The organism is Candidatus Goldiibacteriota bacterium (assembly GCA_016937715.1).
Classification (GTDB): domain Bacteria; phylum Oederibacteriota; class PGYV01; order PGYV01; family PGYV01; genus PGYV01.
This window is the reverse complement of sequence record JAFGWA010000017.1, coordinates 50,695-69,009: the sequence shown is the minus strand read 5'-3', so window position 1 is coordinate 69,009 and position 18,315 is coordinate 50,695. Positions and strand designations below refer to the sequence as shown.

Sequence of the window (18,315 nt, the reverse complement as noted above, 5' to 3'; positions counted from 1 at the left end):
AATCAAATGGTATGTATTAAATACCGAGGGACGGAAAAAAATCAAACATAAAAGAAACAGCAAAATACAATTCGATTAAGTTACCACATATTCTATTACAGGGGTTGGGTGTGTTTTTTCAGTATGCGCCGCGTAAGTATAGTGTGTTCGCGGCAGTGGCGGTTTAATGCTGCGCCGGCATACACGCATATGCCGCGGGTTCACGGCTGCCAATAAATTAACTTATCTGTTGATTTCAAGTCTGTTTGAATGCAAGGACACCAATTTGCGGCGCGTGCTGAAAAAACACCCCCAACCCCTGTAAATATAAAACTTGGATGCTTGATAAAATCTTTTATCCACTTATGCTTATATTCTTACAGCTTAATTTGCTTTTACATCCATGCCCTGCGGCTTTTATCCGTAATTCATCCTATATATTTTTTTACCATTTCAAGCACACATTCAGAGTCTTTAATCATTTTTTCAGCTTCTTTTGGTTTCATAATTCTTTCTTCATATTCCGCCATATTTTTCATCTTAATAACTTTCATGGCTTTTGAACCTATTGTTTCCAGATCTTCTTTTTTTATCGTATTAATACCATATATAAATTTTACTCCGTCTTCGTGATTATACCCTGCATGCCTTTTTCGCATATGGTTTACACATAACGCATCCAACGCGGATATGCAGCAATGAACAGCGCTTATTGGAGCGGACATTATTTCGTTATTATCGAAGGCCCTTTTCGCGTTTTTAAGGCATTCTTCGGAACGCCTTAAAAAATTAATGTATAAATGTTTATCAACCTGCCTGAACTTGTACTTTTCCATCTCTATCCCCTCTGTTTTTACGAGTTTATATTATTTTAATTCCTTTTTCAGCCTCTTTTATGACATTCAGTTTTTTTTTCATTTTATACTCATCAGATGAAATTATATATGTCACCAGTGTATTTCCAAAAGACCGCGAGATATATATTTCAAGATTATTTAAAATATTTTCAAGTTTTTGTATGTCTTTTTTTGTCCGTGTCACAACAAAAAGATCTATATCGCTTTCCGGCTTGGATTTCCCCGAAGAAACAGAACCATAAATATAAGCCTTTTCAATAAGTTTTACCGGAAGCTTTTCTTTAAATATATCCTTCAGATATTCAACCGGGTTTTTAATGCTTTCAAACGCCGAATAAACACGCTTTAACATTTTAACCGCGTAACTGTCTTCGTTTACACGGAAGAAATTTACATTTCCAGCCCTGCGGTGGTACATGGCATTCATAGCACAGTAATTATTTAATATCCTGCTGACAGTCATAACCGGCAATTCTGCCTGGCGTGCAAGTTCCCCCGCTGTAACTTCTGTTTTTTGCCCCATTATCAGGCTGAAAAGTTTCAGTTTAACCCTGGAATTTATCAGTTCATAAGGCATTGTATTCAGGTTCATAACCACTCCTTTAACATTTATGTTATAAGTATAACAAAAATGTTAAGTGTGTCAATTACTTTTCAGCCTGATTTTCTGCCGGGAGAATTTTCGACAGCCAATTATCTTGTATCTGTAAATATGGCGGTTCAAACCCTTGAACGCTTTGTAAAATTTTTTAGTCCGCTTATAATTATCCGTTTACAGTTTAATTTGATATTAATTAAAACAAACTGCCGCGGGCTAAAGACCCTCGTCTACCAATACAAAATTAAAAAGTTTCAATCAAGATAATAAAACAGGGATTAGGTATGTTTTTTCAGTATGTGGTGTCCGGTTTTAAACGTCCCTCCGTGCATCCGTCCCTCTGTCCCTCAGCCTTTTTTTCCTTCCGCCCATTCGTACACTACCGGTATTACAACAAGGGTCAGAAAAGTGGAGGTGATAAGCCCGCCGATTACAGCAATGGGCATGGACTGTGTCCTAAGCACGCTTTCGCCGAATCCAAGCGCAAGCGGAAGCATTCCGAATATCATGGCAAACGTGGTCATTAAAATAGGGCGCAGCCTTATCGGGCCGGCATGTAATAAAGCCTCGCGCGCGGACATTCCTTCTTCGCGCATCTTGTTAGTGAAATCTATAAGCAATATCCCGTTCTTTGCCACAAGCCCAAGCACCATTAAGAAACCTATCATAGCCATTATGTCCAGCTGCTGCCCGGTGATAAGCAGCGCCAGGAAAGAACCAATTATGGCAAGCGGCACGGAAAGCATAAGTATTAAAGGCTGCGTAAGCGAATTATAAAGTGACGCAAGTATCATATACATAAACAGAAGCGCAAGCAGCATTGCCTTTGCCATCTGCGTTACTGTGTCTGTCATCTGCGTGGCCTGTCCGCCAAAAGAATAATCGTACCCTTCGGGGATATGCACTTCTTTTTTTATTCTTTCATTTAAGTCCCTTACAACGTCGCCAAGGGCAAACCCTTCCGCGATTCCGGCTGTCACTTTAATTATCCTTTTTTTATCTTCCCTTTTTATTTCAACAGGGCCGGACCCGGATTCAAAACGCGCTATCGCGGATAAAGGAATCTTATCGCCTTTTGAATTGGTCAGCATTATGTCTTTCAGCGAATTTAAATCTGTCTTATCTTCCTGCGCCATCTGCATTATTATTCCGTATTCTTTGTCTCCTTTCCTGTAGCGCGAAACTTCTTTGCCGTTTATCAGGATATTTAAAAGCATCCCTGTTTCATAAGTGGAAAAACCAAGTTTTGCCGCCTTAACCCTGTCTATCATAATACTTATTTCCGGCATTCCGGGCCTGGAAGAAGTATTGGGTCCGGACGCACCCGGTGTTTCCAAAGCCGCTTTTTTAATTTCCATTGCTATCTGTTCAAGTATTTTTGACTCTTCACCCGTGATGTTTATAGTTATCGGAAAAGTGTCGCCGCCTCCCGATACCACCGTAGCCGCGCCGCTGTCTTCATTTGTAAGAGTAAGGCCGGGGCCGAAATTATCATTTATGTATTTCATTACTTCAGCGGTTACCACTGTTGTAGGCCTTCCTTTTTTATTAAACCCGCAGAAAATCCTGCCCCTGTTATTTTCACCATATCCGGCCACTGTATAATAATGTTCTATATCCTTTATTGTTTTTAAATACGCCTCTATCTGAAGCAGTTTTTTGTCCACCACATCAATTGTGGTGCCGGGCTGCATTTCCATTGTTAATTCCATTTCCCTGTAATCAGAATTCGGAAGAAAACTCATTCCTATAAACATCGCGGCTCCTATGCTCGCGCCGATAAGGCCGGTTACGGAAATAATAACTGTTTTTTTATGGTCAAGGCACCATTCCAGCACGTCTTTATAAACTTCCTTAAAACTGTCATAATAAAAATTGAATTTCTGATGCATTTTATTAAAAATATTTTTCTTTTTATCCGGGTCTTCTTTTTTCCACCAGTACGCTGAAAGCATGGGGGCCGTGGTAAAAGCATCCACCAGCGATATTGCCAGCGCGAAAGTTATGGTAAGGCCGAACTGCTTGAAAAACTGCCCCACTATGCCTTCAAGAAATGAAATGGGAATGAACACGGCAAGTATGGAAGCTGTGGTGGCAATGACAGCAAGCGCCACTTCGTTGGTGCCTTTAACAGCCGCCTCTTTTGGCGACAGCCCTTTTTCCAGATACCTGAAAATATTTTCTCGCACAACTATTGAATCGTCTATCAGAAGCCCTATTGAAAGCGATAAAGCCAGAAGCACCATCATGTTTATCGTGAAGCCTGACGCGTTTATAAAAAAGAAAGCTCCCAAAAGCGAATTAGGAAGGGCGATTGCGGTAATCATGGTGGAGCGGAAACTGCCAAGAAAAAGCCAGACTATTATAATCGCGCACAGCGCGCCAAGGCCTATGTCTTCCTGAAGCCCTTTTATGCTTTCTTCAATGTGCAGCGTGGGGTCTCTGAAAATACTTAAGGTTACTCCCTGCGGAAGTTTTTTCTGTATTGCTTTCATCTTTTTCTTTACGGCTTTTGATATGGCCACGGTGTTTTCGCCGCTTTGTTTATAAACACCAAAAATTATGGCGTTTTCCCCGTTAACACGGGACCTTGCGGTTTCTTTTTCAAGCCCAAAATTAACCTTAGCAACGTCTTTTAACCTTATGGTTTCGCCTGAAAAAATTTTTATCGGCACATTTTCAATGTCGCTTATTGATTCGAATTTTCCCTTAACCCTTACGGCTGTAATTCTTCCGGGTTTTTCTATATTACCCGCCGGATAATTTAAATTTTCTTTTCCAATAGCTTCCATAACCTGCGCGAAAGACACCATGCGCGCGGCCAGCGCGCTTTTATTTACCGTCACGTTTACCGCCCTGTCGCGGCCGCCCCACAGGTCAATTTTTCCGACGCCTTTTGATTTTTCAATTTCAGGTTTTATATCGTCATCAATTATTTCTTTCAGAGAGGCAAGGTCCTTTTTTCCTTTTACTGACATTACAAGCACGGGAATCCATTCAGCGGAAGAAAACCTTACAACCGACGGTTCGTCCGCGTCATCCGGAAGTTCCCACTTTGCCTTGTTAACAGCATCGCGGACTTTTGTTTCCGCGTATTTAATGTCAGTTCCAAGGGAAAAACGCGCTGTGACAGAAGATACGTTTTCACTTGAACCGGAAGAAAGCGATTCCAACCCTTCAACCACGGCAATGGCATCTTCTATAGGCCTGCTTACAAGATTTTCAATTTCTTCGGCTGACGCGCCTTCATAAACCGTAACCACAGACAGCGTCGGGTATTCCACATCGGGAAGCATATCCACGCCCATGGAAGTATATCCCAGCGCGCCAAGTACAAGTATAGATACTACTATCATTATGACAAATATCGGCCTTTTTATTGCAAGTTCTGCTATGTTCATTTATTCTCCAGTTTTAAAAAATAAACCAATAAACTTTTATCCCATATCACATAAATTATAAAACAGGATGGTTAGATGCACAGATGTTCGGATGGTCGGCAAAAACTTTTATTTCGCTTCTGCTTAATTGCTTATAGCTTAATCTGTGCTGACTTTTTTATCCTTCCAACCTTCCGTGCATCTGTCCCTCTGTCCCTCATTCTTTTATCTTTATAAGATTTCCTTCATTTAATTTAAAATTGCCTTCGGTTATCACAATATCGCCTTCCTTAATGCCTTCCGTTATTTCAATATTATCACCTTCAATGTATCCTGTTTTTACATCCGCCATTTTCGCGCGGCCGTTGTCATTGATATAAATGTATGACCGGCTTTCCCCAAGCAGCACCGCGTTTTCCGGAAGCATTATCCCCTGCCTGTGCTGCCCGTAAATTGTCACATTAACGGACATACCGGGCTTTATCTGCCTTTCAGGATTATCCGCTCTTATAATTATTGTCCCTGCCATTGTGTCCTTATCTATAAACGGGGTGACAGATGATACACTGCCTTGTAATATTTTCTTCTCTCCGTAAGCTGCGGAAATTTCCGCTGTCTGCCCGGCTTTTACTTTTATCATATCTTCTTCCCCAATGCTTAATACCACTTTTATTTTGTCCGGATTTGCAATCTCTGCCACAGGGTACTGCGGCGTCACAAACGCGCCTTTATCCGTGACATATATTTTTGTCACTATCCCCGCTGCCGGCGCCATTACATTAGCAAGCTGATAGTCCATGCCCACAATATCCCTGTTTATGTAAATTATCGTATCATCTTTGTTTACAAAGCTGCCCTCTGACACTGCATTACGTTCAAACTTTCCCGGTACCTGAGAATATACTTTTATCTGCGGGTTGCCTTCGGCAATGCCGCTTATGCTTATACTTTCCCTAATATCAGTCCTTACCGCTTTAACCGCCTTTACGTCATAAACCGTTTCTGACAGTTTTTCACCCGCGCGGGTTACTTTTTTAATTATCTGAAAAAGTATTATCGCGCCAAGCACGGCTATTATTATCAACGCCCATCTTTTTGCTTTTGAATGCATATTTCCTCCGCCTATAATTTTTTCAGCAACCCCTGAATTTTTTTAAGCAGCTCCATGGCATTTTGCCTTTCACGGCCGCTTATCATTGAAAAAAACATCCCAAGATACCCAAGATTTATATCTCTTGTTTTTTTCATTATTTTTTTTCCTCGTTCGGATAACTCCACAAAAACTTTTCTTTTGTCCTTCTTGTCCCTTTTCTTTTCAACATACCCAAGTTTTTCCAGGCGGGCTATACTTTCTGTCATGCTTGGCATTTTTATACCCGCGGCTTTCGCAAGCTCCCCCATTGTTTTTCTGCCGGAATCAAACAGCAGCTGAAGGGTAAAAGTCTGCCCAAGGTTTAACTGTTTAATTTCCCCTTTAAATATGCTTATTTTACGGCTTTTTCTTATCCTGTCGCTTATATCCACAAGCATATCAAAAGCCTTTTGCGCGTCTTTGTTCACGGCATCTCCATAAATTATTTAGGTCTGCCTAATATTTAGGCAGACCTAAGTATATATATCAAAGTATAAAAAGTCAACAGATAACAACATAATTTCTTGCAGGCGGATTGAAATTTTATTTCAATACTTCTTATCTTCTTTTAATGTGGAATCATCCCAGAATGAATACTCAAAAATACTGGCAATATCTAAATCACCGTTTAAATCAAGTTGTTCCGAACGTTCTAAACGCCCTTCTGTATCATAATAATAATTAGTTTGACATGAAATGTCTTTCAACATTCCAAAAAACACACTAATTGAATTTATCAGTCTGTTACCATCATACTTTTCCACGTCGCGAACACTCATCCTGTCATGTATTAAATTTTTTTCAATGTAGACAAAATTATCTTTTTTAAATTTTTCTATTGTACAATACTCTGACAAAACAGAATTCCCATTACTGTCAATTGTATATTCCTCTTCTTTATACTCCGAAAAAAAGCTTTTTATCGTATTGCCTTGATTATCAGCACGGGATTGTTCTTTTATTTTTCCTTTTTTGTCATATATAGTTATAAGGGTCTCAATAACCTCTCCGGCTTCATCTTTTTTGATGGTTGTTTTCATTAAACTGTCTTTTTCCTCTGTCATTTCATAATAAAAAGTACCTTCCCTGTCCTTTGATTTGTATATATTACCGTCAGCATCAAAATATTTTTCATACCAGAAATCCGGAGAAAAATTTACGATTTCAATTCTTTTTATCCCGTTTGAATCAAAATATTCTTCTTTATAACCGGATTTTGCATTAAAATTAATTTTATTATTTGATGAATGATATGATGTTTCTTTGACACAAGTTGACTTATATTTAACTTCTGTATTCGTCGCAAAAACACAGATACTAAAAAACGTAAAAAAACTTACTATTAAAACTTTTTTCATTAATTCCTCTTTTGAATCAAACTATTAAAAACCCTTATATACAACAGTTAAAATATATTTCTAAAACGCCTCAAACGCGTAGAAGATAAACGCAAGGCCGTCGCGGCCGTAGCCTAAGTCAATCCTTAAATTGGCGCGTTCTTCCGGCACAAGGCCTATCCTTACACCCGCGCCGCCCGCGAACTTAACGTTCATATCAGCGGGAGAATCCCGATACACATCTCCTGCTCCGGCAAACACGGCAAAACCCACACGCTCCCACGGCATTATCCTGTATTCGGCCTGCACAAAGCTCATGCATTTATCGCGGTACCTGCCGTAAAAATACCCGCGCATTTTATGATCGCCGCCAAACTGCTCCATAAGCTGAAAAGGCGGATTTCCCGATATTATTCCAGTAAAAAATTCCGCGGCAATTGACTGATTATCCGCAATTTTAAAATACTGCCTGTAATCAAAATCCATTTTTAAAAACCTGTTTTCTTCCTCGGCGCCAAACCCGTAATAGTCACAGTATAAAGAAGAATAAATCCCGTCCATGGCATACAGCGAATTATCCCTGGAATCATAAGAGAGAACAACACCCTGCGAAAAAAATGACCCGCCCCTGCTGCCGTAAAAAATATTATTATCTATAAAGCCTCCTTTTTCCGCTTCAAGAAGGACAAAACTGTCAAATGCCAGCCTTACCCCGCCGTAAAGAACTCCGGCGATTTTTTTATGAAACTCACCCTTAAACTTTAACATCTGAAATGTAACTTTCTCCGCGTCTTCATCGCCTGTGCTGTTTCCTGTCCCGTAAAAAGTATCAGGGTATTTCTTATAAAAAGAGTTGTGGTACAGCTTGTATTCATTATTATCCCAGTAATGCCACCCTTCTTCTTCAACAGATACCTGATTTTTTAAGCTGTACGAAAGGTACAACTGTATGTTGGACGAGAAAGTATCCGGTTTTTTATTGTAAAAATACGCCCCTGTTATTATCCCTTTTAAACTTGTTTCTTCGGAGTATAAAGGCAGCGGAAGAATAAGCCAGGAATCTTCGTATTTTTTAGTGTCGTCCTCCGCGGCAAAAACAAAAGACGCTGTTATAAGCATAACCACAATAATTAAAAATTTTTTCATAACACCCTCCTGCTTATTGTTTTAATCCTGTTCAAGGTATTCCGCAAATTCATCCGAAGTCATTGATTTGAAGTGATTGTCTATGGCGTACTTAATAAGCCTGTTGTCGCTGGAAATAACCATATGGTCTTTTGCCTTGCCTGTCCTGTTTCTTATCATCTCTTCTATTATATCATCGGCAGATTCCCCGGGCCCGGAAAAAACAGCTTTTATATCGCCGAATCTTTGATGCCCGCGGTGGTTGGAAATTGAACGCGACGCGTCAAACACAACCGTCACTTCATTTGGATTTAACGCAAGAAATTCCTTTATCATATCCATCATCTCTTCACGTTTCTGTTCAAGGGTAACCCCCTTGAACCGCACCCTGTACATTAAATTGTACCCGTCAATAATAATTTTCATGTATCCCTGCCTTTTTAATAAAAATTAACCCGTATCCCTCTATCCCATATACAAAAAACCGAGATCTGTTTCGCTTCTGCTTAATTGCTTAATTGAATTTTATTTAAAATCAACTGCCGCACCCTGAAAGGGTGCGCCTACCAAACCTAAACCAAACTAACGAGCCGCTATACTTTATATTTCTCCGCTTCTTCCCTGTTTATCGGTTTTACTTTTATAACCCTTTCATTATTATCCTTAATAATTTTGACAGCTACTTCGTCTTTATCCATTAACTTTGTATAACCGGCGGAAAACGCGGCTATATCTCTTATTGTCTCTTCATCAGGGCTGTCAAAAGTAAGGACAAGCGGGCCGGGAATATCCATTACTTCAAATACCATTGCCCCTTCTTTTACCTGTTCCAATTTTTCATTATCCGCGTTGTGCCTTCCTATAATAAACTTTATGCCGTTTTTTCTGAAATGCCTTCCGGCGGATAGCAGAAACATATCCCGCTCCGTTATCTCTTTTTCTTTATTGTGCTGTATAAGGTCATTTAATCTTGCCGCGTAATGTTCATCGGTTAAAAGGCATCCGCCGCCCGGCGTTTCCATAACATCCGTAATTCCAAACTCAACAGCAAGCTTAATCTGCTGCTGCCTGTTTCTTCCTTCTATATCTAAAAGCTGTTCCCTGTCCACCCAGCCAAGTTTTTCCGGTTCTGTGGGTTCCATTAATTTTGCGGACAGCGGACGCAGTAAATACCCTTCAAGCCCGGATTCGTTTTTTATCATATTAATTGAATGTGAATTCTGTGTCATAGGGCGCTGCCCCAGCACTTCTCCAGTTATTACAAACCCGGCTCCAAGTTCCTGCATCATCTCTTTTGCTTTACGCATCATTATTATTTTGCAATCTATGCACGGGTTCATATTTTTGCCGTAGCCGTGAGGGGGATTTTTAACCATGTTAAGAAAATCTTTTGTAATATCAACAACCAAAACTTTCATTCCCGCGGGAAGCGGCTTATTATATTTTAATTCCCCGTTTTCCCTGATATATTTTTTAAAAAATACGCCTATATTGAAATTAACGGGTATGACTTTTATCCCCTGTTTTTCAAGCAGTTTTACGGCAATCATGCTGTCAAGACCGCCCGAAAAAAGCGCGATACATGTTTTTTCTTTCATCAGATTTTCCTTTTTGATACAAATGGTTTTTTCGGTTTTATATTTTGATTATTACTTTTTTATCTAATCTGTATTTATAGGCTATGGCTTATAATCAGCGAATAGCTTGATATCCCATAAACCATAAATAGAACTTAGGGGTATTTGTGTATTTATCTTCAGCCTAGCATCCGACCATCTGTGCATCCGTCCCTCTTTACTTCATAACCGCCATTTTGCCAAAGACGTATTTTTTCTCGTCCCCGTTAACGGCATCTATCTTATAAATATAAACTCCGGATGACACACGTTCACCCGCGTCATTTAAGCCGTCCCACAATGTTTTATTTACTCCCTTGACACCGTTTATACCGTCTATCTTTCTTATCGTCTCACCGGATATTGTAAAAATTTTAATTGTGACATCCGCGCGCACTGACAGATGAAAAACAATTATTGCCTCTCCATCGGTCGGATTTGGATATGTTACGTCTTTTTTAAGTTCAAGGTCGGGCACAATTGCCGAAAGCGTTGTCTGGTTTGAAACAAAAGCGGAAGACGCGGCGTCGCAGTTGGAAAGCGCGGTATTATAAAATTTTTCATTTTTATTAATTGAATCATCAAGCATCGCAGTGAACGAATAATCAATATAACTGCCCATAGGTATGGTTCCCGTGCTGAAAGACACAACCCTGTTTACCGCGTCATAAGTACCGCCCGCTATATAAGTGTGTTTTGGCGGCAGAGTATCCCAGATAATTACATTATCAGCGGCAATAAGCCCTGTAACATTGGAAGCCCTTATTGTATAGGTTATTGTATCGCCTGTGGCCGCGCTTGACGGCGCGACTGATTTGGACATTACAAGAACCGGAAGAATTGGCGTGGGAGTCATTGTGGGCGTTGCCGTAACTGTAATTGTGGGCGTAACTGTAATTGTAATTGTGGAAGTGGGGGTAATAGTCGGCGTAATTGAAGGCGTACCGCACGGTATGTCATACATAACGCTGTTTGAATTTACTATAGGATTAAAATCATTCGCTTTTATCGCGCCTGTATTTGTTATCTGGCCGCATGAATTAATAACCCCGCTCCATATTAGGATGTCTGCTTTATCCGTCTGAAGCCCCGGGTATAACCAGCTTACAACACCTGAAACCGGATCATAAACCGCCGCGTCGTGAACGCCTGCAAGCGCGCCTGTTCCATCAATATATGTAATTTCCGCCGGCACGGTATCAAATATAACAGCGCCGGATGCTATCGGATTTCCGTTTATCACTTTTAAATTATCATAATAATTGTAATTGTCCGGATGCCCCTGAAAACCCACATATCCGCACGCAGGTATCTGTGTGTAAGTAGCGTTTGCGGTATCAGTAACGGCAATCATCCATGCCGCAGGTTCGGGTTCTCCCTTAGCCCATGCTTTTGCCCAAATCCCTGTTGAATAGCCTGACAGGCTGTTTACCTGAACTTTAACCGTGTACCACCTGCTGTCGCTTACTGACAGCGCGTTGCTGCACCATGTGACAGGGCAATATGGCAACGCAACTCCCGGATTTGTTTTCTGAAGATAAAGGTCTCCCGGAAGATGGTCTCCGGAAACTCCGATACCGTACGCAAGAGCCGGATTTGTATTGCTGTGCCTGAATGATATTAATCCGTCTTCATTTCCTCCTGGTCCCACATAAATATCGCCCTGTACAATACCATCGCAAAAATCCACAGGAGTGTCCCTTAAATACTGCGGATAAGAAGACTGCAATGGAGAATACAAATATCCGCTTCCTGCGCCGTCACTCATCCAGCTCCATGACCCGCCGATATTATGATATCCGGTTATAGGATTTGTGTCAAAAGAATCATAAAAATTAAGACTGTAACCTGTTAAAGAAACGCTAAGGGTATAAGTTACAGTATCTCCCATCTGTGCTGTAACGGGTTGCTGGCTTTTTATAAAAGCAAAAGGCCTTATAACCGTCACAGTTGTGTCGTTGCTTATACCGTTTGTAACCGCACTAAAAGTGTCTGTCAGCGCCCATTCAGCGGAATTGTTGATTGTCGCGCCGGGAGCCAAAGCCGCGTCCACATTTACAAGAAACCATACAATATCTGATTTTCTTTTTCCCGTAGCAGGAAGAGTCCATGATAATGATGAACCTGCGGCAGTTCCGCTGTTTGTGCCTCCCGGGCTTATCTGCAAAAGAGTGCAGTTTGGAGGAACCATATCGGTAATTACAAGGCTGTTTGAATTTACATAACTGTAATTAAGCGTGTATAAAACATTTCCCCCCGGAATTACAGTTGTTGCTTCCGCAGTTTTTGTCAAAGAAGCGGATGCGGGCGGAAGCGGAACCGTAAAACTTACTGAATCCGAACTGTCCATGCTGTCATACCTTACATCGTATGCCCTTCCTGCGGCTATAACATAAATTGTATCCCCCGGTTCAAGGCTGCCTGGGACTGTAAGATTCCATGTTAAAGTCTGGCAATAAGCGGCTGACTGCTGCGCAACCTGATATCCGCCGCCTGTCGCATTTGAAGGATTATTAATACCTGCGCTGCTTACAAGATAAACCTGACCGGGTGAATCATCCGGGCGCAAAGTGCTTGTGTTAGTAAAGGCAAGAATAAAATTAGCCGCTTCATAAGCGTTGGCGCAATAATAAAGCGTAACCACAACCGGATCGCCCGGCGCCGGATTTGCGGGTGTCATTGTAATATCAATCCCGGTAATTGCGGCGGATAATGGAAGTGATAATAATAATGAAAGAACAGAAGTTAATAATGCTTTTTTCATCTTCGTCTCCCTGAATGCAGGTTTATTGATATATTTTAAATTATATGCCATGTAATCGCTATTTTCAATACATATTATTTCTGCTATACTTTATTCATGATACCTACAATAACTATAGGAAACTTACAGTTTGATTCATATCTTTTGTTTATTATCATTGCATCTATGTCAGGTTTTGTGTTTTATTTTTCAGGGCTGACCGAAACAAAAAAAGAAAAAAACATTACACACGCTTATGTGCTTTTTTTTGCCGCCGCTTTTATAACAGGCGCGGTTTTTATTCCAAAAATTTTCGGCATTCATGGCGCCTCTTTTTCCGCCGGTATTTTTCTGGCCGTTCTTGTTTCAATACCTGCAGTTAAAAAATACAGCACGGATTTATTTCACGCTTCTGACAGTTCTGTGGCAGCAGCCGCGCTTGGGCTTTCAATTGCCAAAATAGGTTGCCTTTTTAAAGGGTGCTGTTACGGCATTCCGGCTGACCCGCAGAAAACCTTTACAATTTTCTATCCCCAAACATCAGCGGCTTTTGAAAAATTTTCCGGCGCCCCCCTTTTACCCTCCCAAATATACCAGTCACTGGCATTTTTTATTATATTTATTGTCCTTATTAAATTTACTAAAACAATACCATATTACAAAACAGCGGTTTTTCTGATATTGTCCTGCGTTTTAAACTCGCTTATTTTATTCACCAGGCCTGTTTCCGGCGCGGAACTGTGGCTTTTTTTAACTTTAAATTTAATAACCTGCCTTTCAGCCGTTATAATGCTTATAATAGGAAAGCATTTAAAACCAAAAATCTGACTAAATACTTGACATAAGTTCTATTTATATATATAATTACTATGGATTTAACTCCGCAAAGGAAGTGGTTATATGAAGCTTTTTAGAGATTCTAAAGGCCTCACATTTATAGAAGTAATTATTGCTTCCTTTGTAATTGTCTTTTTAGTAATGGGTTCTTTAAACCTTATCACAAGGGTTTACAATGATATTTTTGCCTCCCGCGTAAAAACCTATGCTTTTAACATTGCGGCAGAAAATATTGAAAATATAAAAAGTTACAATTTCGGTTCGCTTAAACTTACACCGGATAATTTACTTCCTTACCCTCTTACAAAACTGGAAAGTGATTCCAACCCCTGGGGAAACCCGGCTGACCCGTCCAATATTCTTCCGGTAGGCGGAATACAAATGAAAGTTTATAAAATAGTTCAGAACGCGGAAGAAGACGACGAAGGCAATATTGTGGGCCGCACACAGGCAGACCTTCCGTTATCAAACCTGAAAAAAATTAGAGTTATAATCGCCTATCAGGTGAAAAGCGCTTCGGGCGGATTTATGGACAGGACTACAGAACTGGAAACATTTGTTTCAAATCCCGAAAGTCAGATGTCAGGCGCCACCATAAGAGGAAGAGTTTTAAGAAAAGAACGTAACTGTGGAAACTGTAATCCGGCGCCTCCCGGCCACGCCACAAAAAGTTATGTCCACGTTGAAGGCTTTCCACAGTATTCCGTTAAAGTGGGGACAGAAGCCACCACACCACAGGAACGCGGATACTACACAATTTATAACGTACTGCCGGGAACTTATAAACTATACACACAGGGCGAAGGTTATGAAAGGGCAGAATACGAAAATAATCCCGTTATAATAGAAGTAACCACAAATAACGTAAACGGCGTTAATTTTTTCGCGCCGGACATTCAGGACGCATCAATATCAGGTACAATACTGGACTCTTCCGGCAACCCAATAAACGTCAATGATTATAAAAAAGAATCGCGTGAAATACGCGCTGATGACGGAACATCTTTTACCACCACCGCGGACACGCACGGGGATTATTCTATTACAGGCATCAATCCGGATGTGGGTTCTGTCTCTATAACCGCCATATTTACGCACAAAGACACAGGCGTGACCTATTACGGCGCTTACCCCGCACGTGTGGCCGTAAATAACAATTCAAATATCACAAACGTCAATATCACCTTACAACCTGTGGCGGGCAATACAGCGGTCCTTATGGTGCAGGCGCTGGATGCCAGGGATAAATCCACTCCTATAGGCAACATTAATATTGTTTTAAAAAACGTTGTCACTGACGCGGTTATGTACACTGCAACCACCGCGCCCGTGTCCGGAATTGCAACAATTCTTGTTGATGTGGGTAATTATAAAATAACCGGCGCAGGCAATTACTACGTGCCCGAAGAACCCACAAGATTTATATCAGTGGCTGCGGCACCGCCTGTTGTAAAACTTTATTTTTATCCAAGCGGCAGTATAAGCGGGCAGCTAATAGACTTTGACACCAATCTGCCGCCCGCAGGCCCCATTAACCTTCAGGCTTACAGCGAATACAGCAGGCTTGTAGGAAGCGCGTCTTCTGACACCATAACAGGCCAGTATCAGTTTGACGGCGTATGGGCCGGCACCAACAATGTGGTACGCATATTTCCTGAAGCCTCTTCATACGCGGCGTATCCGGACGAAAGCGCAGAATCAATTTATTCAATTCTTGTAACACAGGGCAATGTTACCCCAAATCAGAATTTTACAGTACAGGTTAACGCAAAAGAAGTTTCCGGCAAACTTCAGATAAGCGCGCCCGGAGTGGGAAATGATATAATGGACGGCGCGATGATTATAGCGCAGCCTTCAAGCATTACAACTCCGCCCCATATTTATTCCCTGGACAGCGTAAATGCCGATGAAAAAATTCAGACTTCATTAAAAAGAAAAAAGATTCAGTTTTACGGTATGGTATCCGAAAGGACCGGAGCATATAAAATAATGCTGCCGGCAAATACAGACTATGATTTGTATGCTTATTATTCTTACGTATCATATCCGGCTTCAACCATTTTAAAGTATTATAAAAAAATTACCGGAGTGACCCCGCCTTCTTCTGACCAGGATTTTTCCGGCGCTTGGATCACTTATTAAATAAAAAGAAGGGCTGATAAAAATGAAAAGGCAAAAAAACCACACAGGCGGTTTTACCCTGATAGAAGCTTTGATAGTAATTGCCATAATGGGTATAGTAACATCGGGCTTGGGCCAGATGCTTAATACGGCAATTTACGCCTGGAATTTTGGTTCGTCAAATATTGCCATTAACATGGAAGGCCGCAACGCCATAACCGCGCTTTCTAAATTTATGCAGTACGCGCAGTCACCCACTATAAAAATTTCCAGAGTGGACACAAATCAGCCCGCCAACAGTTATATATCAGGAAAGCTTGCCGAAACTGTTTACGTCACCACATCAAGCCCGGGCAGCTGCGGATTTACCACATCAACATCAGATATGGTGGGCGGCGCCGGCGCGGAAGTTGAAATGTTTCAGTATGGCAGAAAACTTTACGCGCGCATACCCAAACTTGCCGCCGGTTCTTCCATTTCCAGCCCTTCCACCATTAACTATACTTATACATATATGACAGTGACTTCCCACCTGGATTCTTTTATGGTGACTTTTAACGATTCAAAAAAAGAAAAATCTGTCTCTGTCGCGGTCAGGCTGTCAAAAATGGTTTATAAAAACAGGCCGCCCATACGCGTACTTTTAAAACAGCAGATTGTTTTAAAACACAGCACTTCTGCCGGATTCTACGGGAATTAAAAAGGAGGACTTATCATGCAGATAAAAAATTCAGGCGGGCAGATACTTGCTACAGCCCTTATAGTGGGCGCCGTCATCGCCATCCTTGCTTACACCCTTCTTTTTCTTTTTCAGCAGGAATCAAAGATGCTTGTAAAAACCATGGATATAACCCGTAAACAGGAGCTTGCTTCCATAGGCATGGAACATGCGCGGTACAGAATGCAGCTTCAAAACAACTGGTACAACATTCCAATGACGGGATTTCAATATGACGAAGAATACAATATCCCGGGACTTGGTTCATACGCGGTAACAATTGAAAAAGGCAATTTATTTATGACAGACAGCGTGCGTCAGGGCCATGAAGAATACAGGACTATAGGCGTTAAGGTAAAAGTTTACCCTTCAGGCGAACTTCATCAGTTTTACGGAGTAATAAAAAAACTTGGTTATGGCGGCCCGCTTATTTCAAAAGGTAAAATTAACCTTCCCTGCAATAACAATTCAATTGACGCCAATGGTATACCCATGTACGGCTTTTTCTGGGGCGATGTCTATCATGCCAACAGGGACGATGATACTTTTCATTTTCCATACATACCCGTGGGTATGGGAAGCACAACTCCCAAAGCGTGGGGGCCTGCAGTTTATTCCGCTTCAAATATTTACACGGCTTACGGCAAAAGCGGCGGCAATTATCAGTTTGGATACGTGGGAGAGGACATGAGCCCCACGGCAAAATCACACCCTTATTCGCCAATGGCTATAGCGCCGCAGATTTCACTTCAGGCGTATAAACAGCTTGCATATGAAAAAGGCGGATATTACGGGCCGGCCACAGTGGGAGGGTCAGGCACAGCCAATCCTTTTTACATTAACGACGGCCTGCACGACCTGGCAGATTTAAACAGCGTGGCAATTCATAACGCGCTAAAATCCACATCAGATGTATTATTTGTAGATACCACGGACGCGCTGCCTTTAAGAGTTCCCGCATCGCCTTCCAACCCTACAAATACTTACTGCGGTACCACTTATGTATCAGCAAATACGGTTGCCGTATATTACAACGCTTATTCACAGCTTTATACAGTGGGTTCAATGATAATACAGGGGCCGCTTATTTTAAAAGGAGCAGACCCAGGCCCTGAACCTCCTAACAATGAGAAAGATCCTCTATTGCCTTTTTGGCCTACTCTATTAGGAATAGATATACCTTCAAATTACTATTACCCGCAGGAAGATACCACAAACCATCTGGAATTTGATACCAAAGGCTTTCTTGGCTCCGCCCTTAATAACATTAAACACGCGGGCTTTATGTACATTGACGGCGAATTAAAAATCGGCGGCGTGCGCTGTAAGACAAGCACTTGTGATAATAACACAGTAGAAAAAACAAACGCCTTTGCTTCAGCCAAACCTTCTATTTTTTCAAAAATTAAAGCAGCGGCAGCCAAACTGATGGAACCGCCTGCGGTTTATGCAAACTGGAAAGATGACGCCACTGCAACCGCTGTGGCAATTAAAACACTTACGGCAGTTGCCACCTTAACACCGCTGGTAACAAATACACCCGTTGCTACAAACACACCCGGCGGGCCTACTGAAACACCAACGGTGCCTGTTCCACCCACTGCAACCGTGGGAGTTGTACTTGGCACACCAACACCGCCTGCTGACTGCGACGGTAAAACAACAGTTTCAGACATTCTGATATTTGGCACTTTATATATCGGCGAACACGGCTCCCTTTCCATAGATACTGTTAACGACACTCCAAGGCTTGCTGTATATTTTAACATGAATGCCAACGCTTTCTCTTACCTGCAGAACAGCGTCTCCCTGCTTTCATTCAGGGAGCTTACATACCTGATTCCGACGCCGGTACCGGAATACCCGTTCTGA

Annotated in this window: 14 protein-coding genes; 4 read left to right on the top strand and 10 right to left on the bottom strand. The window is 41.5% G+C overall.

Annotated elements, in window-relative coordinates:
- Positions 1 to 407 precede the first annotated feature (407 nt).
- The 10 genes from JXR81_02330 to JXR81_02285 all read right to left on the bottom strand — a co-directional run bounded on the left by JXR81_02330 (position 408) and on the right by JXR81_02285 (position 12,788).
- Complete coding sequence (locus tag JXR81_02330) at positions 408 to 815, bottom strand: HEPN domain-containing protein (GenBank protein ID MBN2753684.1); 408 nt, start codon at positions 813 to 815, stop codon at positions 408 to 410.
- 25 nt (positions 816 to 840) lie between these two features.
- Positions 841 to 1,428: a nucleotidyltransferase domain-containing protein gene (locus tag JXR81_02325; GenBank protein MBN2753683.1), complete on the bottom strand. Its 588-nt coding sequence runs from the start codon at positions 1,426 to 1,428 to the stop codon at positions 841 to 843.
- Between the two features lie 353 nt (positions 1,429 to 1,781).
- Positions 1,782 to 4,835, bottom strand: a complete 3,054-nt coding sequence (locus JXR81_02320; GenBank protein ID MBN2753682.1) for an efflux RND transporter permease subunit — start codon at positions 4,833 to 4,835, stop codon at positions 1,782 to 1,784.
- Between the two features lie 196 nt (positions 4,836 to 5,031).
- Positions 5,032 to 5,925, bottom strand: a complete 894-nt coding sequence (locus JXR81_02315; GenBank protein ID MBN2753681.1) for an efflux RND transporter periplasmic adaptor subunit — start codon at positions 5,923 to 5,925, stop codon at positions 5,032 to 5,034.
- An 11-nt stretch (positions 5,926 to 5,936) separates the two neighbouring features.
- Entirely contained in the window at positions 5,937 to 6,374 is a 438-nt protein-coding gene (locus tag JXR81_02310; GenBank protein ID MBN2753680.1) for a MarR family transcriptional regulator, read from the bottom strand.
- Positions 6,375 to 6,494: 120 nt separating this feature from the next.
- Entirely contained in the window at positions 6,495 to 7,304 is an 810-nt protein-coding gene (locus JXR81_02305; protein MBN2753679.1) for a hypothetical protein, read from the bottom strand.
- A gap of 60 nt (positions 7,305 to 7,364) precedes the next feature.
- Positions 7,365 to 8,429 (bottom strand): BamA/TamA family outer membrane protein, encoded by a 1,065-nt coding sequence (locus JXR81_02300; GenBank protein ID MBN2753678.1) that lies wholly within the window; start codon positions 8,427 to 8,429, stop codon positions 7,365 to 7,367.
- A gap of 21 nt (positions 8,430 to 8,450) precedes the next feature.
- On the bottom strand, positions 8,451 to 8,834 hold the full coding sequence (locus JXR81_02295) for an NYN domain-containing protein (GenBank protein ID MBN2753677.1): 384 nt from the start codon (positions 8,832 to 8,834) through the stop codon (positions 8,451 to 8,453).
- A gap of 167 nt (positions 8,835 to 9,001) precedes the next feature.
- The gene (locus JXR81_02290) at positions 9,002 to 10,006 is read right to left on the bottom strand and encodes a tRNA 4-thiouridine(8) synthase ThiI (GenBank protein ID MBN2753676.1); all 1,005 of its coding nucleotides are present in this window, start codon (positions 10,004 to 10,006) and stop codon (positions 9,002 to 9,004) included.
- A 196-nt stretch (positions 10,007 to 10,202) separates the two neighbouring features.
- A complete protein-coding gene (locus JXR81_02285; protein MBN2753675.1) occupies positions 10,203 to 12,788 on the bottom strand; it encodes a DUF11 domain-containing protein in 2,586 nt (861 codons plus the stop codon).
- A gap of 96 nt (positions 12,789 to 12,884) precedes the next feature.
- Here JXR81_02285 and JXR81_02280 point away from each other — a divergent pair, with 96 nt between their 5' ends.
- From JXR81_02280 to JXR81_02265, 4 genes are all read left to right on the top strand, one after another.
- Positions 12,885 to 13,595 carry a prolipoprotein diacylglyceryl transferase gene (locus JXR81_02280; GenBank protein ID MBN2753674.1) on the top strand — a complete coding sequence of 237 codons (711 nt, stop codon included), beginning with the start codon at positions 12,885 to 12,887 and terminating at the stop codon, positions 13,593 to 13,595.
- 72 nt (positions 13,596 to 13,667) lie between these two features.
- Positions 13,668 to 15,746: a carboxypeptidase regulatory-like domain-containing protein gene (locus JXR81_02275; protein MBN2753673.1), complete on the top strand. Its 2,079-nt coding sequence runs from the start codon at positions 13,668 to 13,670 to the stop codon at positions 15,744 to 15,746.
- Between the two features lie 22 nt (positions 15,747 to 15,768).
- Positions 15,769 to 16,425, top strand: coding sequence for a prepilin-type N-terminal cleavage/methylation domain-containing protein (locus tag JXR81_02270; GenBank protein ID MBN2753672.1), 657 nt, complete (start codon positions 15,769 to 15,771; stop codon positions 16,423 to 16,425).
- A 15-nt stretch (positions 16,426 to 16,440) separates the two neighbouring features.
- Positions 16,441 to 18,315 (top strand): hypothetical protein, encoded by a 1,875-nt coding sequence (locus JXR81_02265; protein MBN2753671.1) that lies wholly within the window; start codon positions 16,441 to 16,443, stop codon positions 18,313 to 18,315.